Origin of the sequence: Corticimicrobacter sp. (assembly GCF_040137905.1) — a bacterium.
Lineage (GTDB): Bacteria > Pseudomonadota > Gammaproteobacteria > Burkholderiales > Burkholderiaceae_B > Corticimicrobacter.
The window spans coordinates 29,200-50,798 of the sequence record NZ_JBEFDG010000021.1; the positions used below are offsets into that span (position 1 = coordinate 29,200).

Genomic DNA, 21,599 nt, shown 5'->3' on the forward strand with positions numbered 1-21,599 from the left:
TGTTCGGGAAAGGAGGAGAGGGGCGCGCGATGCGCAAAGGATGCAGTCTATGGGGGCGATATGACAGTTTTGTGATCGGGGATCGGCCCGGACAGGCCAGACGACGGGGTATGTCCTGCGTCAGGCGTGTGTGGCTTCGTAAGCCTGGATGATGGCCAGGAGATGCCCCATGAATGCGCGTTGATCACGGATTTCTTCGCCAAAGACCAGTGCCAGGTTTGCGAACAGATCGTCAAAATCGCAGCCCGGTTGCTCAAGGTAAAACCCGGTGATGGCGATGAAGTCCAGTCGTTCCCTGTCGGAGAAGGCCAGATACTCTGCCTGCAGGAATATGTCGCAAGCGGTCGACAGATCCTGCCTGTCGTTGGGATTGAGCCCCTTGAGCCGGGACTCATGGGCATGATCGAAGTAGTTGGCATCGAATATCTTGAGCAGGCTGATCAGCGTGTTAATGTGGTGTGTTTGCATAGGGGTTGCGCTTTTAATATGATGTGGTACTATTGTAGGATGTTGCACGGGTGTGCACATATGATTCATTAGAAACGCACCGCCCGTAAACTTGTTCTCCTTCCTTGCCGGATTGCCGTACTTTCGGCTCCAGTCTCCCGGTAGCCCCTCGCCTGCAGCGAATATCCCTGCAGGCCAGCCGCAGATAGAGTTCAGCCGCATGCGCTTGTGCGCAGTCATTGTTACCCGTTTTAGCTGATGTCTGGTGTTTGAACCGACATCGAAGGTTTTTATGTATCCATCCATACAGGTCGGCAAGTACCTGGTTTCACCCCTGGTTCGTCGTGACCATGCCGGGCGCTATATCGCCTCGGTATCGATTCGCAGTGGTCACTCCAGCATGACTCAGGATCGTCTTATGCGGTTCACGCCGTTTTTCGACTCGGCCGAAGCCGCAGTCCGTTTCGCCAAGACCGAAGCATTCAGTTATATCCGTACCCGTTCGCAGCCTGCTGCGCGCAAGGGCAGGTTGTCGGCATGAGCAAAGAAGAACTGATTGCCATGTCTGGTGTCGTTGACGAAGTTTTGCCCGATTCACGTTTTCGGGTTACGCTCGAGAATGGCCACAAAGTTATTGCCTATACCGGTGGCAAGATGCGCAAGCACCATATTCGCATTCTGGCTGGAGATAATGTTTCGCTTGAAATGTCGCCTTACGACTTGACCAAGGGACGCATCACTTTCAGGCATCTCAATAAAGATCGCGCCGCACCCGCAAAACGGACGTACAGGCGATAACCGGCAGCGGACAACGCATGCCATTCGCCCGCAACGGGCACATGGAAGTTTCCTCTCAGGAAATTTCTTATCATTTTTTTGACCAAGGAAGTATATTTTGAAAACAGAAATCGGCATTGTGAAGTGGTTCAACAACGAAAAGGGCTTTGGTTTCATCATGCCCGAATCCGGTGGCAAGGACCTCTTCGCACATTATTCCGAGATTCAGGGCTCCGGCCACAAGACGCTTGAAGAAAACCAGCGCGTGTCCTTCGTGGCAGCCGTTGGACAGAAGGGCCCTCAAGCCACGAAGATCGAGATTCTTTGATATGACTGAGCTGTCGCCTGCCTGATGTGGCGGGTGACAGGCGTCAAGGCGTCACGCAGCCGGTTCCCGAGGTTCGGGAGCCGGCTTTTTTATTTCGAAATCGGGTCTGGACTATGCTTTTCAGCATTCGTGCCGTTATTTTTCAACGGGATCCGAATTTTCGTGAAATCCAGGTTTTGCAAGTCCATGGTTACCATGGCAGCGTCATATTTTAGGTATCCATATCCACGATCCGTCCCCGGGCGTCATGTGCAAATACGACCTTGCGTGCTGCATGAAGTTTTTTGTATTGACGTTCGGTCAGGATGAATTTGCGGCATAGCTCTTCCGGGCGCACAGGTTTGAATGCCCCACGCCGGGCGGCGCGCTCGAAGCGACGCTGGTTGTAGCGTGCCCAACTGAACAGCAGCAGCGCATTGAGCAATCCCGTCGCCAGATAGCCGCCCAGGGTGCCGGCGGCAGACCAGTCGGTCAGGTAGAGGCGTGGCAGCGCGCTATCCAGGCCGTCGGACGATACCTTGATCAATCCATGCAGCAACAGGTACAGCAGCACCCACCAGGCTGCCAGCGTCAGGGTGAAGTCGATGGCATGCGCCAGTCGATTGCGTTGTGAGGCAATGATCATTTCCGGTCCATGGTATCGATGCCACGATCCGGGCTCACCCAGCGCGCACGCGTGCGTCGGAGCCGGAGCATGACCTTGGGGAAGCTGACCAGCGTGGTCAGGAGCGTGATCATCCAGTAGGCCAGCGGGTACCAGATAATCCAGAAGAGCGTACGCCCGAGGCGCGGTTCGTAGCGGCGGTCGATCAGCAGACTGATGCCGCACTGGATCAGGCAGGCCATGGCCAGTACCAGCCCGGTGAAGGCGGGCGGTGCCAGGCTCTCGACGCGCACGTGCGGCGGCAGTTCGACGACCTGGCCCAGCAGCCAGAGCAGGATCGACAGTGCCAGGGAAAAGGCCCAGAGGACCGACAGACAATACTCCACCATCAGCGGCCACATGCGACGCCAGCGCCAGCGCCAGATGCCGCGCATATTCTTGACGAATACCTCGGCACCGCCCTGGGCCCAGCGCAGGCGCTGCTTCCAGAGTCCGCGCACGGTTTCGGGCATGAGTATCCAGCACAGGGCGCGGGGTTCATAGAAAATGGCTCCGTGATCCAGTTGCAGTTTCCAGCTGATGTCGATGTCTTCGGTGACCATGTCGGTACTCCAGTAGCCGACCCGCTGCAGGGCGCGCCGATGGAAGGCTGCGACCACGCCGGAGACGGTGAATACCTGGCCGTAGACCCGCTGGGTGCGCTTGATCAGGCCGATAATCGACGAAAACTCTCCCACCTGGATACGGCCGATCAGCGTGGAACGGGTGCGCACGCGCGGGTTGCCGGTGACCGCCGCGACCCGCGAGTTCTCGAGCATGGGGGCGACCAGGTAGGCAGCCGCATCGGGATCCAGCATGGCGTCGCCGTCGATGCAGACCAGATAGTCGCTGCGTGCCGCCAGCGCGCCCATGCGCAATGCCATGGCCTTGCCCTGGTTCTCGGCCAGGTGGATGACCCGAAGCCGGTCATCCTGCTCCAGCAGGGTATCCAGGATGGCACCGGTGTCGTCGCTGGAACCATCGTTGATGGCGATGACCTCGATGTGCGGGTAGCGCTGGGCGAGGGCAGCGGAAAGCGTTTCGATGACATGCCGGCCTTCGTTGTAGCAGGGCACCAGGATCGAAATCAGCGGGTTGCCGGGCAGTTCGGGAGGCTGGGCCTGGGGGCCGACAGTCCAGTGGCGTTCACGGACCAGCCAGAAGTACAGGCCACCCGATATCCAGATGCCGGACATGAACAGCGGATAGAGAAAGACGAAGGCCAGCAGCAGGTCCCCGGTCAGGCTCAGGGCCGCACCGAAGGGCGCGCCCAGCATCAGGACCAGGATCAGCAGGGCAAGGAGGCGGTCTATCATGGCAGCGGATACCATTCTCGGGACAGGGCCGGCCGTATCGTTTCCAGATGCGGCTGGTCGGTTGCGAAATCATCGGGGTAATACCCGAAGTTGAGTGCGCCGCGCATTTGCAGTCGCTCCATCCAGCGTGCCAGTTGCGCGCTGTCGAGTGCCCGTGCGTCGGCCGGCGCACGCCAGTCCACTGCCTGCAGTTCGAATACCGTGCGTGCCAGCGCGCCCGGTCGCTTCGCCACTTCGTCCACCAGCCGATCCAGCCAGGCATTGGTCTGTGCCGGAGGGATCCTCTCCATCAGCGGCATGGCCATGGGTGCGACCCAGTCGTAGGCCGCCAGGAAATCGTCGAGGTTCTGCGCGAACCAGGTTTCGCTGGCTGGATCGAGGATCGGCAGGGCGAACAGGTTGCGTGCCGTCTGTATATGAGGTCCGCGTACCTTGCGGACCCGCTCGGTCAGTTCCTGTGTCAGCCCGATCAGGGCCTGGCTCTTGAATCGTGACCAGCGTTGCTGCATATCGGGATCGGTACGCAAGACATGCAGGTCGTCCGGCAGTCCGGCATTGCGGTAGGCTGCCCGTGCCGCTGGACTGGCATCCTCGACATCGCCGAGCAGCGCATCGTCGTGGAACAGGATGCCGGAAAACGGTGCCTGCCAGGCCAGGTCTTCGTAAATGTCTCCGATACGGCGACGCACCTCTGCATCGAAGGGCGAGAGTCGTACGTATTGATCAGGGTCGATGCGGGCCGTGCCAGTTTCAGGATCCCAGGCCTGGACGCGCGGCAGAGCCGGGTCGAGGTCAAAGCCGAGTACCGGCATCCAGGCGAAGACTTTCACGTCGGCCCGGTTGAAGATCTGCCAGGCGGCGCGGTTGAACAGGTCGGCCCGCATCGGCAGCCAGCGGTTCGGGAAATACAGCGATTTGACCAGGCCATCACCGGCCGGGTCGGCGAACGCCTGCAGGAAGACGTGGGTAATACCCATATCCTTGATGCGTTGTACCAGTACCCCGAGGTTCTCGTTGGTCTGCCCAGGATCGGGATCGTAGACATAATCCAGGTCCACGTGCATGACCCGCATGACTTCCTGCGCTTCCATGGCACGTACCGAATGGGCGAATTCGCGCGTGGAAGGGTCGTTCGACACCAGGAAGCGGGGTGAAGACATCAGCGAGTCCAACCGGGCGGGGCCATCCTGGAGCGTCATGGTCATGCGATAGCCTTGCTTGCCCAGGATTTCGATGGCAGTGCCGGTAGAGGCGCCATAGGGCCAGACCCAGACGCGCGGGGACCGCCCCGTGGCTGCCGTGATCCGCGCCGATATGTTGCGGGCATCCTGCGTCAGGCGGTCCCGATATTGCGATCGATCTTCGTAGGTGCCGGTCCGGGCATTGAACGCCAGCGTGGTGGCGGACGGTTGCTGGTTGCCCTGCGGATTGGCCTGGATGCCGAAATGCAGGTTATTAGTATGGGAAGCGATTTCAACCAGCCCGGAATCCGACATCTCGGCAATCTGTGCCCAGGTCGTGAAGTGCGTTCGCGCGACGGGCAGGCCACCGAAATCCACCGGTTCTCCGGCCGGCGTATCCAGCCAGCGCCCGACCGGTGCGAAGATCGCTGGCCAGCGGTAGGCCTTGAGCAAGGGGAATACCCGCGAGTAGAAGCTGCTGTAACCATCGTCGAAGCTCAGCAGGACAGCCTTGTCGGGCAATGTCGGGCCGCCTTGGCGGGCAGCCAGTACCTGGTCGACCGAGACGGCCTGATAGCCGTTCTCGCGCAGCCAGGCCAATTGCGTCAGCAACCGGTCGGTGCGTACGCCCACAAAGCGCTGGTCGGCATCCAGGTCATCGACGTCGTGATAGGCCAGGGACAGGAATTGGTTGGCGGGCCAGGGCTGTTCGGTCGGGGCCAGCGGCCGCTCTGCCGGCGGGGTGAAGACCGGCAGGTCCTTGGCGCATGCGGCCAGCATCAGCAGCAACAGGGTGGTTGCACACCCTGTGCGCCATGCCCGTATTGTTCGTGCATTCATATTGTGGGCTCCGTATGCCGGGACTGGGTCAGAATCGGTAGTTCAGGTCGAACTGGATGTGGGTCTCGCGTTCGCGTACGCCGTCGTAGGGGCGGCTGGTGGCCGTGACCATCAGACCGGCCTCGAAAACGTCATGCATGCGCAATCGCTGCCCGTAACCGATCAGGCCGGTTGCGGCAGTGCCGTAGTCGCGCTGTACATAGGCACCTGCGCCGGCCTGGAATACCTGTTCCCAGACGGTTTCGTAGCGGCGATACAGGATGTGGCTGACCTGAAGAGCCGGGGCGATGTCCAGATCTGCCCGTGGGCTGTAGTACGGTGTATCGGATTGGCTGTTGCGCGAGGCTTCCAGAGCCCAGAGGGCATCGATGCTGACGTGTGGCCGGGTGTAAAGACGTGTCTGCCCCGTCAGCGCCCAGCGATAGCGCTGGTTGCCGTCGCCGAAATGGTTGGTGCCGACCTCCATGCGCCACTGCTGACGCTCGCTGCCAAGCCAGCGCGCGAACAGGCTGAGTCCATTGCTGCGGATGCCATTGCGCAGGGCGCGTAGCGGCGTATCGCGTGCCAGGAGGGCCGCTTCTCCGCCCAGTTGCCAGTGGTCGTCCAGGTCGTAGGCGGCCGCCAGGCGCAGGCCGGTGCGGTGACCCTGTCCGTAGCTGTTGCGGGAAATTTCCCCCTCCAGCCACAGGTCACGGCTGCGTCGCTCCACACCGGCCCGCTGCCAGTCGTAGCCGATATTGCCTTCCTCGAATCGGCCATAGGCGCGTCCGAGGCCTGCGAAGGCGCGCCAGTCGTAGTCGATGGGCGGGGTATAGATGACGGCATCGACGCTGTAGTCGCCATTGCCGCTGACAGGGCTGTCGTTGGACAGGCCTCGGTGGCCGCTGATACGCAGCTCGGCCTTGCGATAGACATCGAACAGCCGGTTCAGGCGCTTGACCGGCCAGGAGTCGGGATCGCGCCGAAGCGTCTCGGCTGCCAGCATGTCGGTCTGGCGCCATTCACGCAGTTCGAGCGCGGTCAGACCCTGGCCTGTCATCAGTGGAATGTCTCGTGGGGCCAGCGCTTCGGCAATCTTCAGGCGGCGTTCGGCATGGCGCGGCCACATGCGGGCGCGATGGCTTTCAGCCAAAGCGATGTGCAGGTGCTGGTTGCCGGGTGCCCGCCGCAGCAGCGCCTCGAGTTTTTCAACGGCCCGGTCGGTGGCATTGGCATAGAGGTCGGCCATGTCGGTCGCGAGTTGTGTGTCGAGGCGTCGCGCATTGGGCTGGAGTTCGGGCTGGCCGGCAATGCTGAGCCGCGTGTCGCGCCGATTGGCTTCGGCCACGACCGCGTATGCCCGTTCAAAATCTTCGGTTTCCACCAGCGCATAGAAGAGGCCCAGTTCAGCCAGCATGCGCTCCTCGTCGTCCTGGGTCAGGCGTGCCAGCGCCTGCTCGAAACATGGAATGGCGTGTTCGGGCTGGCGCAGTTCCAGGTAGGCCGATCCGGCCAGGCGCAGCACATAGGGCGAGTCGATGGCGGCATCGGCAGCCAGTGCTTCGTACTCCTGTGCCACGGCACGCCATTGCAGCCGGCTTGCCAGGGCATCCAGCCTGTCCAGCCGGGCCCGGCGCATGGCATCCTGCGTTTCCGGCAACTGCCGCGACCAGTCGGCGAGCAGTCTGTCATAGCGCTGCAGTGCCCGGTCCGCAATTTCGAAGCGTTCCGTTTCCGAGCGTGTGGGCAGGCTGGACAGGCGTACCGATCCGGCCACGGCGTCCAGTTCGAGATCCCGGTGCGCCGCAGCATCCAGGAGACCGGGATGGCTAGCGGCCAGTGCCAGGGCCGGGACGGACAGCCCGATGGTTTGCATGGCATTGATCAGTGCGGTGATGATCTGCCGATCATCTGGCCAGCGTGCATGAGCGAGATCCAGCGTATGCCAGGCATCGTAGTCCTGGCCTGCCTGGGATTGAACATAGGCCAGGACGAGATGGGGGAGCGGTGCATCGGGAGACTGGGCCAGCCAGGTCCGGGCCAGTGGCATGGCCTGTGCCAATTTGCCGGCGTCGGCCTGGGTCAGTATGTGCCCGGCGCGCAGTTGCGGATCCTGCGGTGCTGCCTGCATGGCGCGGGCATACAGGATTTCCGCCTGTGACCAGTGATGCCTGAAACGCAAGGCCCGTGCTGCGGCACCCAGCATATCAGGTGTCCAGTGCCGGTCCTGGGCATAGCGTTGGTAGAGATCGATGACTTCGTCATCAAGGCCGGCCCAACTGGCAATCAGAACATGGTCCCGAAGCCGGTTCGCCTGTCCGTCACTGCGATGTGCCCCATGATCCAGCGTGCGCAGGTAGTCCAGCGCAGCATCATGCTCGCCGGTGCGAGCCTGGTGGATGAGTTGTTCGTAGTGTTGCGGTGTGACGGGTGCTGCCGGGATTGACATCGGCAAGGCCGATGAGATGGCCGCAACAAAAAATGCGGCCCAGTGTGGGGATGGCGGATTCATGCACAATCGAACTTTCACCCGATGGCAGGACGGAGCTGCATGCTTCTGGCACGCATTCTTTAAGCATGATCCTGCGCCTCATCTTTCTGTCGAAGGATGTCGGATACTTTTTAGAATATGGTATCGAATGTGCTGAAAATGCTTCTTTTGCCTTTTAATTGATACTGAATTTGGCTGATTTTCAGGAAATCGACGAAGTACGCCCAGGTGGAACCCGCATGGATGTGGGGTCTGGATCATGGGGGCAGTTGCTTTCGCGTATGGGATACGCTTCTTCCGGCACGACAGGAGCGAAGCAGTATCTGGTAAAAACAAAGATAATCAAGGCGTCAATAATCGTTGCATTTCATCTGTTCCCTGCCTTGGGTGAGTTTCTTGAGTGTGGTGATGGTCGCATGGCATCCGCGTGTTGTGGTCCAATCTCTGCGGTATGAAGACTTGGCATGGGGACAATCGATAGGGGGCTGTCTTGGCTTTAAATGTATCGTTGCGGCGACGCTGGCCGTGGCTGCTGGTGCTGATGATCGTGCTGGCGTTGCTGCTGCTGTGGCGTCCGTGGCGGGGCAGCCCGGTGCCGGTCTATCGCCTCGAAAGCCGTCCCCTGGTGCAGGATGTCGTGGCCAGCGGCCGCATTGCCGCGCGTGAGCGCACGCGGCTGGGCAGCGAGGCGGCGGGTGTGGTTGTGGAGCGCTTCGTGCGGGAAGGCGACATGGTGACGGCAGGGCAATTGCTGGTTCGCCTGCGCAATGACGAGGCACAGGCGCGTCTGGCCGAGGCCGAGGCAGTCCTGGATCAGCTCCAGGATGTGCGTCGTCAGCAGGTGGCAGCCGAGCTGCGCGAGGCGGAGGTCGCTCTGGTACAGGCCGAGCGCGAGGCGCGACGGCGGCATGAGCTGGCTGCCCGTAACGCCATGCCGAGGGAGACGGCCGAACAGGCGCAGCAGGTGCTCGATACCGCCAGGTTGCGACGTGATCGCGCCCGGCTGGCGCAGCGTGACCTGGCCGGCGATGGCCCCGAGGAACGTACGCTGCGCGAGCGGGCGGCAGTTGCTGCTGCGGTGCTGGCGCGGACCGAGGTACGCTCGCCGTTCGATGGTGTGGTTGCCGCGCGTCTGGTTGAGGTGGGCGATGCTGTCCAGGCGGGGCAACAACTTTTTGATATCGTGCGTCTCCCGGCCGTCAATGAGGCGGTGATTCCGGTCGATGAAAAATTTCTTGACCGGCTGGAGGTTGGACAGAACGCGGTGGTGATTGCCGATGCCTTCCTGGACCGGCCATTCCAGGCCGTGGTGGATCGCATTTCGCCGCAGGTCGATCCGCAGCGCGGTACGGTGGATGTGCATCTGTTGCCGCAGACCGTGCCTGAGTATCTGCGTGAGGACATGACGGTGTCCGCGACGATTCGAACCGCCAGCAAGGATGATGCGCTGGTCGTGCCCAACGATGCGCTGGCGTCACGGCGTGGTGATCGCGCCACGGTGCAGGTGTTGCGCGGTGAGCGGGCCGTGGTGGTGCCGGTACGCCTGGGATTGCGGGGGCTCTTTGCCAGTGAGGTGCTGGAAGGTGTGGTTGCCGGCGATCTGGTGCTGGCGAACGCGGCACCGATGGGTGACCGGCGCCTGTATCCGCAGGAGCAAGCCTTTCCGGAAGCGCAGTGATGAGGGGCCTGAGGGGCTGGTGCGATAATGCCTGGTTCGCCAGCCGGGTGGCGCTGCGTTTCCTGGGGCAGAGCCGGGTGCAGACGTCGATCATCCTGGTCGGCATTGTCGTGGGCGTGTCGATTATCGTGTTCCTGCGCGTGCTGATTGGCGGCCTGCAGGCCAACGCGATCGATCGCATGCTGGGTACCCAGTCGCATATTGCGATCGAGGCGGCAGATCGTGTCAATGTGCCGGCTGCCGGGCCAGAGGGTGGCTGGCACCTGATGCTGGAGGACAGGCGCGCGCAGGGCCTGCATTCGATAGACGATTGGCAGCGCCTCTTGCCGGCGCTGGAGTCCCTGGAGGGCATCCGGGCCGTCTCGCCGATGGTGTCGGGTGCAGCCATCGGCAGACGCGGTGGTGCGCGCGAAGCGGTGACCGTGCTGGGGGTGGATGCCGAACGCTACCAGCGCATCGTGCCGGTTGGCAACAACCTGCGCGAGGGGGCGTTTATCCTGTCGCCCGGCAATGTGGCGATCGGCAGTCGCCTGGCCGAGACGCTGGGGCTGCAGGCGGGCGGCAAACTGCGCATCGAGGCGGATGAAGGGGCCAGTGCAGTGATGACAGTCGCCGGCATTTTCGAGATGGGCGTGCGCGAACTGGATTCGCGCTACGTCTACATGGATATGAAGCAGGCCCAGTCCTTGCTGGATCTGCCGGGGGGCGTGACGCGTATTGATGCTACCGTGGAAGATATTTTCGCGGCCCGCACCATCGCTGATCGCATTGCCCGATTGCTTGGGCTGAAGGCAGAAAGCTGGATGCAGACCAATGCCCAGTTGCTCAATGCCTTGCGTTCGCAATCCATGGCGACGACCTTGATCAGCGTATTCGTGGCTCTGGCGGTGGCGATTGGCATCGCTGCCGTATTGGCCGTGAGCGTCACCCAGCGGACGCGTGAAATCGGCATTCTGCGGGCCATGGGGACCACGCGGTGGCAGATGCTGGCCGTGTTTCTGCTACAAGGGGCAATACTTGGCCTGGCGGGTTCGCTGGCGGGCAGCCTGGCCGGTTGGGGCATGGTGGCTGCGTTTCATGCCTTCGGTCCGGGCCTGTTCGATACGCCGTTTCCACCCCAGACGATTCCCATGGCCATTGCGATTGCCACCTTGAGCGGTGTACTGGCCGCCTCCATTCCTGCCTGGCGTGCGGCGCGCATGGACCCGGCGGAGGCGATACGCTATGTCTGATGATAGCTCCAGGCAGTCCGCTCCGGTGCTGGCCGTGCGTGAGGTGCGAAAGTCCTATCATGTCGGGCTGCCGACAGAATCCGAGGTGCTGCATGACGTCAGCTTCGAATTGGCTGCAGACGATTTCTGCGCGCTGGTCGGACCTTCCGGATCAGGCAAGACGTCGTTGCTGAATCTGGTGGCGCAACTGGATACGCCTACACAGGGTGAAATCGAGCTGCTGGGCCATCCCACCCGCGCGATGCCGGACCGGGAGCGTACCTTGCTGCGCCGCCGTGCCCTGGGCTTCGTGTTCCAGTTCCACCACCTGATACCGGCGTTCACGGCCCTGGAAAACGTCCTGATGCCGTGCATGATCGATCATGGCAAACCTCGCACGGCTGATCGCGAGCGCGCATTGGCGTTGCTGCAAGACGTTGGGCTGGGGAATTTCGCGCACAAGCTGCCGGCAGAACTCTCCGGTGGCCAGCAGCAGCGCGTGGCCATTGCCCGTGCACTGGTTACGCATCCCCCCTTGCTGGTGGCGGATGAGCCGACGGGCAATCTCGATACCCAGACCGCCGAGAGCATCTTTGCCCTGTTCCGGCGCTTTCATGAGCAACTGGGATGCGCGGTATTGATCGTGACCCACGACCAGCGGCTGTCGTCGCAGGCTGACCGGCTGATTACGCTGGTGGATGGGCGGATTGCCGGGGACTGCGTGCGTTGACACCCAAACGAAAAAAGGACCTACGTTAGAAACGTAAGTCCTTGATTTCATTTGGAGGCGCAAGCCGGAATCGAACCGACGTACACGGATTTGCAATCCGCTGCATAACCACTCTGCCATTGCGCCATCAGCAAAGGCGAGATTCTACACGAAGCTGGATTTTTTTGCAGGGAAGCATCAGGGCATTCTCGACGGTGCAAGTCCCTGTTAACAGTAGTTGCATTTTCCAAATACAAAACCTGTGTTACTTCTGCTTCTTCATAGGCTCAGTCAATAGGGCCGACTGTTGTCTCATGTTCCATCCGGTATCCCAGGCATCTGCGTTGCCAGGAGACGAGATGCCCTGGTGCTGTCCCCCACTGCATACATGGAGATGTCATGAAGCCTTATATTCCCTATACCCATCCCGCCGGCGGCTGGGATGCCCTCAAGGCCATGGAAGCCTTGCTGCTCAAGCAGGATATCCCGGTCAATGGGTTGTCCATCCTGTCGAAGATGAACCAGCATGGCGGTTTCGACTGTCCCGGCTGTGGCTGGGCCGACCCGCTCGATACCTCGCGCTTCGAATACTGTGAGAACGGTGGCAAGGCGATTGCCTGGGAGGCGACGCCCAAGCGCTGTACGCCCGAATTCTTTGCCCAGCATACCGTGACGGAACTGGAAAAATGGGATGACTACGCGCTGGAAATGGTCGGACGGCTGACGCATCCCATGCGCTATGACGCCGCCAGCGACAAGTACCTGCCGGTGAGCTGGGAGGATGCCTATGCCCTGGTCGGCCAGCACCTGAATGCACTGGACGATCCGAACCAGGTCGATTTCTATACGTCAGGGCGTGCCTCCAACGAGGCGGCCTATCTGTTTCAGCTGTTTGCGCGCGAGTACGGTACCAACAACTTCCCGGACTGTTCCAACATGTGCCATGAGCCGACCAGTGTCGGCCTGCCCAGATCCATTGGCGTAGGCAAGGGCACGGTCGTACTCGACGATTTCGACCAGTCAGACTGTATTTTCATTTTCGGGCAGAATCCGGGCACCAACAGCCCGCGCATGATGACCTATCTGCGCAATGCCGCCAGGCGCGGGGCGGTGATCATGTCGTTCAATCCGTTCCGTGAGCGTGCGCTGGAGCGTTTCCAGGCCCCGCAGGACGTGGCGCAGATGGCCACCTTCGGCTCGACCGAGATTTCTTCGCGCATTTTCCAGGTGCGGGTCGGCGGCGATGTGGCGGCCATCAAGGGCATCATGAAGCTGCTGGTCGAGGCCGACGAACAGGCTCGGGCCAACAACGATGCCGAGATTCTCGACTGGGAATTCATCCGTGCGCACACTGTCGGCATCGAGCCCCTGATTGCCGACCTGAAGGCGACCGAGTGGGCAGATATCGAGCGCAAGTCGGGCCTGACGCGCGAGGACCTGTCTGTGGCTGCCGGGGCCTATGCCAAGGCCGAACGCGCTATCCTGGCCTACGGCATGGGCATCACGCAGCATCGCCACGGCACCCACAATGTGCAGCAGATCGCCAATCTGGCATTGTTGCGCGGCAACGTGGGCAAGGCCGGTGCCGGTATCTGCCCGGTGCGGGGACACTCCAACGTGCAGGGTGATCGCACGGTGGGCATTACCGAGATTCCCTCCAAGGTATTCCTGGATCGCCTGCAGGCGCGCTATGGCTTCGAGCCGCCGCGCAAGCCGGGTCGCAATGTACTGACGGCACTGGAGGCGATGGTCGGCGGAGCCAGCAAAGTGTTCATCGGCCTGGGCGGCAACTTTGCCGTGGCCGTGCCGGACTGGGCCAGGACACAGACCGCCATGCGGGCGTTGAACCTGACCGTGCAGATATCCACCAAGCTCAATCGCAGCCATTTGATACACGGGCGCGATGCCCTGATTCTGCCCTGTCTGGGGCGTACTGAACTGGACGTACAGGCAACCGGTCCGCAATCGATGAGCGTCGAAGACACCATGTCGATGGTGCATGCCAGCACCGGCAGCAATCCACCGGCATCCGAGCACCTGCGCAGCGAAGTGGCCATCATCGGCGGCATGGCACGGGCCACGCTGGGGGCAGGCTCGAAGGTGGACTGGGAAAGCCTGGTCGGCAACTACGCCCTGATCCGCGACGATATCGAGGCCGTGTTTCCCGATATTTTCCCCGGCTACAACAAGCGTCTCGAGATCCCGGGCGGTTTCCACCTGACCTCGCTGGCCCGGGAGCGGGTATGGGGAACGCCGTCGGGCAAGGCCAACTTCCTGGTCCACGCCGGGCTGTGCGAGGACGAGGAGGCCGATCAGGACGGCGTGCTGTGGCTGTCCAGCATGCGCAGCCATGACCAGTACAACACCACGTTGTATTCCTATTCGGATCGCTATCGTGGCATCCACAATGCCCGCGACGTGCTCTTTATCAACGCGGCGGAATTGCGCAGGCTGGGATTGGCCGATGGCGATCGTGTCGACATCATCTCGCAGGCCAATGACGGCGTGGAGCGGATGCTGACCGGTTTCCAGGCCATCGAGTACGACTTTCCGGATCGCAGTTGTGCCGCCTATTTCCCGGAGGCCAATCCGCTGGTACCGCTGTATGCCTATGACCCGGACTGCTTCACGCCGGCTTCCAAGGGGATCCCGGTGCGGGTGGTCCGAGCCGGACAGGTAGAAAAAAGCCCGGAGGTGGCCGAGGTTCAGGCTGTGTGATGTCGGATGCCGTCTGTTCGCACCCGGCTGCCAGGCGGGGGGCGAACGAGGCGGTGGAGCCTGGGCCTGCTGTCATGCGATGTTTCTGTTTGGTAGTGCCGGGTTTGATCCCGCACAAGTTGGTTTCCCAGTTGGAGGATTACTCTGGCGGAGCACTACTACATACGGAGAACCGTTTCATGAGCAGCACTTTTTTCATTCCCGCAGTGAACATGATGGGCGCCGGCAGCCTGGAGGAGGCCGCCGTCGCCATTCGCAACCATGGCTTCAGGAAAGCCCTGATCGTGACCGATGCCGGTCTGGCCAGCGTCGGCGTGCCGGTCCAGGTTGCAGAACTGCTGTCGCAACAGGGTGTGGAGTCCGTCGTGTTCGACGGTGCCCAGCCCAATCCCACGGTCAGGAACGTGGAGGATGGCCTGGCACTGTTGCATGCCAATGTCTGTGATTGCGTGGTGTCGCTGGGCGGCGGTTCGCCCCATGACTGTGCCAAGGGCATTGCCCTGTGTGCGTCCAATGGCGGCCACATCAGCGAGTATGAAGGTCTGGACAAGTCGGCCAAGCCGCAACTGCCGCTTATTGCCATCAACACGACCGCCGGCACTGCCAGCGAAATGACCCGTTTCTGCATCATCACCGATGAAACGCGCCACGTCAAAATGGCCATCGTCGACCGCAATGTCACGCCCATCCTGTCGGTCAACGATCCGGCACTGATGGTTGGCATGCCCAAGGGGCTGACGGCGGCAACCGGCATGGATGCCCTGACCCATGCCGTCGAGGCCTATGTCTCGACTGCGGCCACGCCGATTACCGACGCCTGTGCCATCAAGGCCATCGAACTGATCGCCGCCAACCTGCGCACTGCCGTGCATCAGGGCAAGGACATGGCCGCCCGCGAAAGCATGGCCTATGCCCAGTTCCTGGCCGGCATGGCCTTTAACAACGCGTCGCTGGGCTATGTGCATGCGATGGCGCACCAGCTGGGTGGTTTCTACAACCTGCCGCACGGGGTCTGCAATGCCGTGCTGCTGCCGCATGTCGAGGCCTTCAATGCCAGCGCCTGTGAAAGCCGGCTGCGCGATATCGCGGGTGCGCTGGGCGTCAATATCCTCGACCTGGATGCCAAGACGGGTGCACAGGCTGCCATCGATGCGATCCGTGCGCTGTCGGTCGATGTCGGCATTCCGGCGGGCCTGGCCGAACTGGGTGTCAAGGATGAGGATGTCTCGACCCTGGCGACCAATGCGCTCAAGGACGTTTGTGGTCTGACCAACCCGCGCCAGGCCTCGCAGGCCGAGATCGAAGGCATCTTCCGCGCTGCCTTCTGATCGCAGCAACCTGACCGGCGCTTGCCGGTCATGATAGAGAATGCCGGCCTTTTGGCCGGCATTTTTCATGTGGCTGCGTGCTACATTCTCCGAATGCCGCATGGTCATGCAGAGAGTGCCAACATGGAGAGAAGTACGCTGATGCCGCACGCAGTGCCTCGCAACCCGGACCCACCCGTGACCGGTGGCACAAACCCCATCCCCATCCTGGAACCGGGTCGCAATTGCTGGCGTATCGAGCCGTGCGACCGGGCCAGCGTGATCGTGGATGCGGCCGAGTATTATCATCAGGCGGGCGAGGCGATGCAGTCCGCCAGGCAGCGTATCCTGATCATCGGCTGGGAGTTCGATACGCGCATTCGGCTGGAGCCCGGACGGGAAGGGGGCGGGCAGACGCTGGGGGAATTCATCCTGGCGCTGGCCAGAGCGATGCCGGCCCGACGCATCAGCATACTCAAATGGGGTTTCGGGGCCTTGAAGCAGTTGCTGCGACCGTCTGCGTTGTGGATGTTGTGGCGCTGGCATTGCACCCGGGCCATTGCCTTCCGGTTCGATCGCGCACACCCACCGGGTTGCAGCCACCACCAGAAAATCCTCGTGGTCGATGATTGCCTGGCGGTATGCGGCGGGATCGACATGTCGACGGCGCGCTGGGATACGTCCGAGCATCTGGATGACGATCCGCGCCGGATCGGTCCGGAAGGACGACCCTATCCGCCCTGGCATGATGTCACCATGATGCTGGCCGGCCCTGTGGCGGCGGCGCTGGGCGAACTGGGGGCCGAACGCTGGCAGCGGGCCACGTCTGAGCCGCTCGATCCCTTGCCTGACTGCAGCGAGGTGCTGTGGCCGGACGACCTGCCGGTCCAGTTCGAGAATGTGCGTGTCGGCATTGCCCGCACCCGCTCGGTCTATGATGGTTGCGCCGAGGTCCGGGAAATCGAGGCGCTGTATCTCGACATGGTGGCCGCAGCGCGCGATTTCATCTATATCGAAAACCAGTATTTCACCTCTGCCAGAGTGGCGGTGGCCATTGCGGCCCGCCTGAAGGAGCCCCATCCGCCCGAAGTCGTGATGGTGATGCCGCGCAAGGCCGATGGCTGGCTTGAACAGGTGGCCATGGATGCGGCCAGGATCCGCCTGGCCCGCAAGATCGCCGAGGCCGACCCGGGCAACCGTTTCCGTATCTATGTGCCGGTCACGGCCGGACGGCAGGATATCTACGTGCATGCCAAGGTCATGATTGTCGATCATCGCCTGCTGCGCATCGGCTCGTCCAATCTCAACAACCGCTCTCTGGGGCTGGACAGCGAGTGCGATGTGGTGATCGATGCCGCCCTGCCGGGCAACCAGCATGTGGCACCGATGATTGCACAGTTGCGTACCCGCCTGCTGTCGGAGCATCTGGGCGTGGAGCCGGCTGTTTTCGAGGCCGAGTTCGCGCGCAGCGGTTCTCTGATGGCTGCGATCGAGGCGCTGCGTGGTGACGGCAGGAGCCTGGATCTGCTGGATCTGACCCGTCCTGGTCCCCTGGACAAGTTCGTGGCTGACAACGAGCTGCTCGATCCCGAGAGCGCCGATGGCTTTTTCGAGCCTATGGGCCGGCGCGGCCTGCGCCGTCGCTGGCGGGAAGGACTGCAGCGCCTGAGGCGACTGCGTCCGTCCGTCAGGTCTTGACCCGGAACCAGGCAGCGTACAGGGCCGGCACGAAAATCAGTGTCAGGACCGTGCCGACGGCCAGGCCTCCCATGATGGAGACCGCCATCGGCCCCCACAGGTCGGAGGCGGTCAGCGGGATCATGGCCAGGATGGCGGCCAGTGCCGTCAGCACGACCGGTCGTGTGCGCCGTACCGTGGCATGTACGATGGCATCGCGCGGCGCATCGCCCTGGGCGATGTCGCGGTCGATCTGTTCGACCAGGATGACCGAGTTGCGCATGACCATGCCGGCCAGGGCGATCACGCCCAGGGTGGCCACGAAGCCGAACGGCCGTTGAGTGACCAGCAGCGCCAGCGTGACACCCACCATGCCCAGCGGAGCCGTCAGGATCACCATGAACATGCGGCTGAAACTCTGCAACTGGAACATCAGGAAGACAGCCCACAGCAGCAGCATGAGCGGGATCACGACGGCAATTGCAGCATTGGCCTTGGCGCTTTCCTCGACGACACCCCCTTCCTCGATGTCGTAGCCGACCGGCAGGCGGGCCTCGATGTCGTGCAGCGTGGCGCGGATCTCGGCGGAGACATCCGGTGCCTGCGCACCGGACACGTCGGCGCGCACGCTCAGGCTGGGCAGGCGGTTGCGGGTCCACAGGCCACCTTCCTCGAGTACCGGTTCGATCTCGGCCACCTGGCTCAGCGGAATGGCACGCCCGTTGGCGGCATGCACGGTCAGGCTGCCCAGCCGTTCGGCGTCCAGCCTGGCTTCTGGGTGGGCACGGGCGATGACATCGATCAGTTCGTTGCCGTCGCGCACCTGGGTGACGGTCTGGCCGCTGAGCAGGGTCTGCAGTGTCAGTGCCACGTCCTGGCTGTTGACGCCCAGGGCGCGGGCGCGATCCTGGTCGATGCGAAAGCGGATGGCCTTGGTGCGTTCATGCCATTGCAGGTTGACGTCGCGCACGTTGGGATGCTCGCGCATCCGGTCGCGGACTTCGGCCGCGATGGCGCGCACGGTATCGGGATCGGCACCATTGACGCGGAACTGCACCGGATAGCCGACCGGTGGGCCGAGCTCGAGCCGATAGACCCGTGTGCGGATGTGCGGGAATTCTGTCGTCAGATAGTCATGCAGATCGGCTGCCAGCGTCTTGCCCTGCTGAAGGTCGTGGGGATAGACGATCACCTGGGCATAGTTGAGCTTGGGCAACTCGGGGTCGAGTGCCAGGTAGAAGCGCGGGGAACCGCTGCCGACGTAGGCCGTGACGGCACGTACGCGCTCGTCGCGGGATAGCCACTGTTCGAGTTTCTCGGTTTCGGCCAGGGTGGCGGCATAGCTGGCCCCTTCCTCCAGATGCAGATCGACCAGGATTTCCTCGCGTGGCGAGTCGGGAAAGAACTGCTGCGGCACCAGCCGGAAGGCCGCCAGCGACAGGACGAAGGCCAGCAGCGCCGAGATCAGCACGGCCTTGCGATGCCGTACGCTCCACTCGATACGGCCGGTGAGCCAGTCCATCAGGCGACGCTTGCGCCGGCTCCAGGGGGTATCGCGCTCGTGGTGGCCCGTCATGTCCGGCAGCAGCAGCGTGCCCAGGTAGGGAGTAAAGAGGACAGCCACGACCCAGGATACCAGCAGCGCAATGGTGACCACCCAGAAGATAGACTGGGTGAATTCGCTGGTGGATGAGCGTGCAAAGCCGACGGGCACGAAGCCGGCGGCGGTGATCAGGGTGCCGGTCAGCATCGGAAAGGCGGTGGAGGTCCAGGCGAACGAGGCGGCCTTGAAACGGCTCCAGCCTTCTTCCATCTTCACCTGCATCATTTCCACCGCAATGATGGCGTCGTCCACCAGCAGGCCCAGCGCGATGATGAGCGCGCCCAGCGACACGCGATGCAGGTTGATACCCAGCCGCCACATGATGAAGAAGGTGATGCCGAGCACCAGTGGCACCGACAGCGCCACCACGATGCCGGTGCGCCAGCCCAGTGCCAGCAGGCTGACCGCCAGCACGATGCCCAGCGCCAGCAGGAAATGCAGCAGGAATTCGTTGATCGAGTGGTCCACCAGCGTGGGCTGGTCCACGACTTTTTCGATAGTGATGCCGGCAGGCAGTGCCGCCTGGACTTCGTTCATGACGGCATCGAGATTGCGCCCCAGGGTCAGGATGTCGCCGCCTTCGGTCATGGAGACGGCCAGCGCGGTGACGGGTTCGCCATTGCGCCGCATCGACATCTGGGGCGGGTCGACGTAGCCGTGCGTGACCTCGGCGATATCGCCCAGCCGGAACGTGCGCTCGCCGGCCTTGACGGGGACGTTCTCGATGTCCTGGAGGCTGCGCACGGCACCGTCCACACGCATCGGGATGCGGCTGCGCGGTCCTTCGATGACGCCGGCAGGCAGGACGACGTTCTGCTGCTGCAGGCTGGCCAGCAACTGCGAGGGTGAAATGCCGAGACGGGCCAGCCGGTCGGGGCTGAATTCGACATGGTAGGCCTGGTCCTGCACACCCAGCATCAAGACCTTGGAGACATCCGGGACGCGCAGCAGGCGTTCGCGTGCCGACAGCAATACCTGCTTCATCTGGGCCTGGTCGAACCCATCGGCGTGGAATACATAGATGGAGCCGAAGGTATCGCCGAAATCGTCGTTGAAATACGGTCCCAGAACGCCTTCGGGCAGCGTATGGCGCATGTCGCCCACGCGCTTGCGTGCCTGGTACCAGCTTTCCTGGATCTGGTCCTTCTTGGCCCAGCTCTGCAGCGTCAGGAACATCGTGGCGCGGCCGGGGCGCACATAGCTGCGCACATTGTCGTAGAGCGGGACTTCCTGCAGGGTGCGCTGGAGCTTTTCGACGACCTGCTGTTCCATTTCGCGGGTGGTGGCACCGGGCCAGGCGACGTCCAGCGTCATGACCATGATGGTCATTTCCGGGTCTTCCGAGCGGCCCAGGTCGATATAGGCCAGTACCCCCAGGATGACGGACAGAATCATGCCGAAGAGGACCAGCGGGGCATGCCGCAGCCCCCAGGCGGACAGATTGAATTTCATGGCAGGCGATGATCCCAGGGCTGGACAGGCATGCCCGCATCGAGCCGGTGCACGCCTGCCGTCACGACCCGCTCACCGGATTGCAGGCCTGCCGTCACCAGAATGTGGTCAGTTCCCATCGTGCCCAGGGTGACGGGCCGCAGCTCCAGATGATCGGCCTCGTCGGGCAGGACCCAGACGGCAGGGCCTTTGCCCTGCTGGTAAAGCGCGGCGAGCGGCAGGCGGAATACCTGCGCGGGAGCTGCACCCGTGTGATTCAGTTGTACGCTGGCCGTCATGCCCAGCCTGGCGCTGTCCGGCATGGCATCAAGGGCGACGCGGACCCGATAGGTACGCGAGGCCGGGTCGGCCACGGGCGAGATTTCACGCACGCGGCCCTGCAACACGGTGTCCGGTGCGCTCAGCAGGCGTGCCTGTACTGTCGAGCCGGGCTGGATTCGGGCTATGCCGTTTTCCGGCACATCGACTTCCAGTTCGCGCTGGCCGTCATAGGCCATCGAGATGATCGGCGTGCCGGCGGCCACGACCTGGCCGACTTCGGCATGAACCTGGGTGACGATGCCGGGCTGCGGCGCGCTCAGGTCGGCATAAGCCAGATTGTTGCGTGCCTGTGCCAGCCGGCTGCGCGCGGCGTCATGCTGGGCCTGGGCATTGTTCAGACCGGTTTCCAGGGCATCGAAATCGGCACGAGCCAGCGCTCCCTTTTCCACCAGTGTGCGGTTGCGGGCCACATCGCGCCGGCTGCGTTCGAGCACACCTTGGGTCTGCGCTACCTGGGCCGCCGCCTCGTCGCGCGCCAGGCGCAGGGGTTCCGGGTCGAGCTGGGCCAGTCGCGTGCCCTGACCGACCTGGGCACCGACATCGACGGGTCGGGCCAGCAGCCGGCCGGGCACGCGAAACGACAGGGTGCTGTCGACACGGGCCACGACGGTGCCGGGCAGGTTCAAGCCGGCCTGCTGGATCGTATCGGGCTGAACGGCCTGCAGGCGGACCCGGGTGGGCGCTGCCGATGGCGCGGCATCCTGCCCGCAGGCTGCCAGCAGCAGCGGGCACAGGGACAGGCAAAGCAGGGCGCGATAGCGCCGGAACAGGGATGCAGCAGGCATGGCAGGCCTCGAAATCGGTCGATGCATTGTAATGTGCGGCGAAATAGGGCGGGTATGCGATTGCGCCTGTTTTCGTATGCGGATGCTGTTTTCAGCCTGTCGCAAGTGGGAGGCAGTTACACTTATGTCTTTCCCG

16 protein-coding genes and 1 tRNA gene are annotated in these 21,599 nt (G+C 62.6%); 9 read left to right on the plus strand and 8 right to left on the minus strand.

Annotated features, from left to right (window positions below; all coding sequences use genetic code 11):
- Positions 1-120 precede the first annotated feature (120 nt).
- Positions 121-468 carry a hypothetical protein gene (locus ABN482_RS02860; protein ID WP_349502575.1) on the minus strand — a complete coding sequence of 116 codons (348 nt, stop codon included), beginning with the start codon at positions 466-468 and terminating at the stop codon, positions 121-123.
- A gap of 271 nt (positions 469-739) precedes the next feature.
- Here ABN482_RS02860 and ABN482_RS02865 point away from each other — a divergent pair, with 271 nt between their 5' ends.
- From ABN482_RS02865 to ABN482_RS02875, 3 genes are all read left to right on the plus strand, one after another.
- The gene (locus ABN482_RS02865; protein ID WP_349502576.1) at positions 740-988 is read left to right on the plus strand and encodes a hypothetical protein; all 249 of its coding nucleotides are present in this window, start codon (positions 740-742) and stop codon (positions 986-988) included.
- Complete coding sequence (gene infA / locus ABN482_RS02870) at positions 985-1,245, plus strand: translation initiation factor IF-1 (RefSeq protein ID WP_349502577.1); 261 nt, start codon at positions 985-987, stop codon at positions 1,243-1,245. The genes ABN482_RS02865 and infA overlap by 4 nt, the downstream gene beginning before the upstream one ends.
- Before the next feature lie 97 nt (positions 1,246-1,342).
- On the plus strand, positions 1,343-1,552 hold the full coding sequence (locus ABN482_RS02875; protein WP_109062126.1) for a cold-shock protein: 210 nt from the start codon (positions 1,343-1,345) through the stop codon (positions 1,550-1,552).
- 211 nt (positions 1,553-1,763) lie between these two features.
- On the opposite strand, the gene pgaD is transcribed toward ABN482_RS02875, so the two are convergent.
- Genes pgaD through pgaA form a run of 4 tightly spaced genes read right to left on the minus strand, consistent with a single transcriptional unit; the run spans position 1,764 to position 7,960 of the window.
- Complete coding sequence (gene pgaD, locus ABN482_RS02880) at positions 1,764-2,177, minus strand: poly-beta-1,6-N-acetyl-D-glucosamine biosynthesis protein PgaD (protein ID WP_349502578.1); 414 nt, start codon at positions 2,175-2,177, stop codon at positions 1,764-1,766.
- Positions 2,174-3,511 (minus strand): poly-beta-1,6-N-acetyl-D-glucosamine synthase, encoded by a 1,338-nt coding sequence (gene pgaC, locus ABN482_RS02885; RefSeq protein WP_349502579.1) that lies wholly within the window; start codon positions 3,509-3,511, stop codon positions 2,174-2,176. The genes pgaD and pgaC overlap by 4 nt, the downstream gene beginning before the upstream one ends.
- Positions 3,508-5,532, minus strand: a complete 2,025-nt coding sequence (pgaB, locus tag ABN482_RS02890; RefSeq protein WP_349502580.1) for a poly-beta-1,6-N-acetyl-D-glucosamine N-deacetylase PgaB — start codon at positions 5,530-5,532, stop codon at positions 3,508-3,510. The genes pgaC and pgaB overlap by 4 nt, the downstream gene beginning before the upstream one ends.
- Positions 5,533-5,560: 28 nt before the next feature.
- On the minus strand, positions 5,561-7,960 hold the full coding sequence (pgaA, locus tag ABN482_RS02895) for a poly-beta-1,6 N-acetyl-D-glucosamine export porin PgaA (protein WP_349502581.1): 2,400 nt from the start codon (positions 7,958-7,960) through the stop codon (positions 5,561-5,563).
- 532 nt (positions 7,961-8,492) lie between these two features.
- Here pgaA and ABN482_RS02900 point away from each other — a divergent pair.
- Genes ABN482_RS02900 through ABN482_RS02910 form a run of 3 tightly spaced genes read left to right on the plus strand, consistent with a single transcriptional unit; the run spans position 8,493 to position 11,621 of the window.
- A complete protein-coding gene (locus tag ABN482_RS02900; RefSeq protein WP_349502582.1) occupies positions 8,493-9,680 on the plus strand; it encodes an efflux RND transporter periplasmic adaptor subunit in 1,188 nt (395 codons plus the stop codon).
- Complete coding sequence (locus ABN482_RS02905; RefSeq protein WP_349502583.1) at positions 9,680-10,912, plus strand: ABC transporter permease; 1,233 nt, start codon at positions 9,680-9,682, stop codon at positions 10,910-10,912. The genes ABN482_RS02900 and ABN482_RS02905 overlap by 1 nt, the downstream gene beginning before the upstream one ends.
- The gene (locus ABN482_RS02910; protein WP_349502584.1) at positions 10,905-11,621 is read left to right on the plus strand and encodes an ABC transporter ATP-binding protein; all 717 of its coding nucleotides are present in this window, start codon (positions 10,905-10,907) and stop codon (positions 11,619-11,621) included. The genes ABN482_RS02905 and ABN482_RS02910 overlap by 8 nt, the downstream gene beginning before the upstream one ends.
- A gap of 52 nt (positions 11,622-11,673) precedes the next feature.
- On the opposite strand, the gene ABN482_RS02915 is transcribed toward ABN482_RS02910, so the two are convergent.
- Positions 11,674-11,747 (minus strand) — tRNA-Cys (locus tag ABN482_RS02915).
- Positions 11,748-11,999: 252 nt separating this feature from the next.
- On the opposite strand from ABN482_RS02915, the gene ABN482_RS02920 reads away from it, so the two are divergent.
- From ABN482_RS02920 to ABN482_RS02930, 3 genes are all read left to right on the plus strand, one after another.
- Positions 12,000-14,318, plus strand: coding sequence for an FdhF/YdeP family oxidoreductase (locus ABN482_RS02920; RefSeq protein WP_349502585.1), 2,319 nt, complete (start codon positions 12,000-12,002; stop codon positions 14,316-14,318).
- Between the two features lie 179 nt (positions 14,319-14,497).
- On the plus strand, positions 14,498-15,646 hold the full coding sequence (gene yiaY, locus ABN482_RS02925) for an L-threonine dehydrogenase (RefSeq protein ID WP_349502586.1): 1,149 nt from the start codon (positions 14,498-14,500) through the stop codon (positions 15,644-15,646).
- Positions 15,647-15,787: 141 nt separating this feature from the next.
- Positions 15,788-17,323 (plus strand): phospholipase D-like domain-containing protein, encoded by a 1,536-nt coding sequence (locus ABN482_RS02930; protein WP_349502587.1) that lies wholly within the window; start codon positions 15,788-15,790, stop codon positions 17,321-17,323.
- Here ABN482_RS02930 and ABN482_RS02935 read toward each other — a convergent pair.
- Complete coding sequence (locus ABN482_RS02935) at positions 17,313-20,357, minus strand: efflux RND transporter permease subunit (protein WP_349502588.1); 3,045 nt, start codon at positions 20,355-20,357, stop codon at positions 17,313-17,315. The two genes, ABN482_RS02930 and ABN482_RS02935, sit on opposite strands and share 11 nt — an antisense overlap.
- Positions 20,354-21,463 carry an efflux RND transporter periplasmic adaptor subunit gene (locus ABN482_RS02940; protein ID WP_349502589.1) on the minus strand — a complete coding sequence of 370 codons (1,110 nt, stop codon included), beginning with the start codon at positions 21,461-21,463 and terminating at the stop codon, positions 20,354-20,356. Before ABN482_RS02940 ends, ABN482_RS02935 begins: the two co-directional genes overlap by 4 nt.
- Between the last annotated feature and the right edge of the window lie 136 nt (positions 21,464-21,599).

Bases quoted from the DNA above. Each gene is read 5' to 3' on its own strand.
- ABN482_RS02860 (WP_349502575.1), bottom strand. From the start codon at position 468: ATGCAAACACACCACATTAACACGCTGATCAGCCTGCTCAAGATATTC.
- ABN482_RS02865 (WP_349502576.1), top strand. From the start codon at position 740: ATGTATCCATCCATACAGGTCGGCAAGTACCTGGTTTCACCCCTGGTT.
- infA (WP_349502577.1), top strand. From the start codon at position 985: ATGAGCAAAGAAGAACTGATTGCCATGTCTGGTGTCGTTGACGAAGTT.
- pgaD (WP_349502578.1), bottom strand. From the start codon at position 2,177: ATGATCATTGCCTCACAACGCAATCGACTGGCGCATGCCATCGACTTC.
- pgaC (WP_349502579.1), bottom strand. From the start codon at position 3,511: ATGATAGACCGCCTCCTTGCCCTGCTGATCCTGGTCCTGATGCTGGGC.
- pgaB (WP_349502580.1), bottom strand. From the start codon at position 5,532: ATGAATGCACGAACAATACGGGCATGGCGCACAGGGTGTGCAACCACC.
- pgaA (WP_349502581.1), bottom strand. From the start codon at position 7,960: ATGTCAATCCCGGCAGCACCCGTCACACCGCAACACTACGAACAACTC.
- ABN482_RS02905 (WP_349502583.1), top strand. From the start codon at position 9,680: ATGAGGGGCCTGAGGGGCTGGTGCGATAATGCCTGGTTCGCCAGCCGG.
- ABN482_RS02910 (WP_349502584.1), top strand. From the start codon at position 10,905: ATGTCTGATGATAGCTCCAGGCAGTCCGCTCCGGTGCTGGCCGTGCGT.
- ABN482_RS02920 (WP_349502585.1), top strand. From the start codon at position 12,000: ATGAAGCCTTATATTCCCTATACCCATCCCGCCGGCGGCTGGGATGCC.
- yiaY (WP_349502586.1), top strand. From the start codon at position 14,498: ATGAGCAGCACTTTTTTCATTCCCGCAGTGAACATGATGGGCGCCGGC.
- ABN482_RS02930 (WP_349502587.1), top strand. From the start codon at position 15,788: ATGCCGCACGCAGTGCCTCGCAACCCGGACCCACCCGTGACCGGTGGC.
- ABN482_RS02935 (WP_349502588.1), bottom strand. From the start codon at position 20,357: ATGAAATTCAATCTGTCCGCCTGGGGGCTGCGGCATGCCCCGCTGGTC.
- ABN482_RS02940 (WP_349502589.1), bottom strand. From the start codon at position 21,463: ATGCCTGCTGCATCCCTGTTCCGGCGCTATCGCGCCCTGCTTTGCCTG.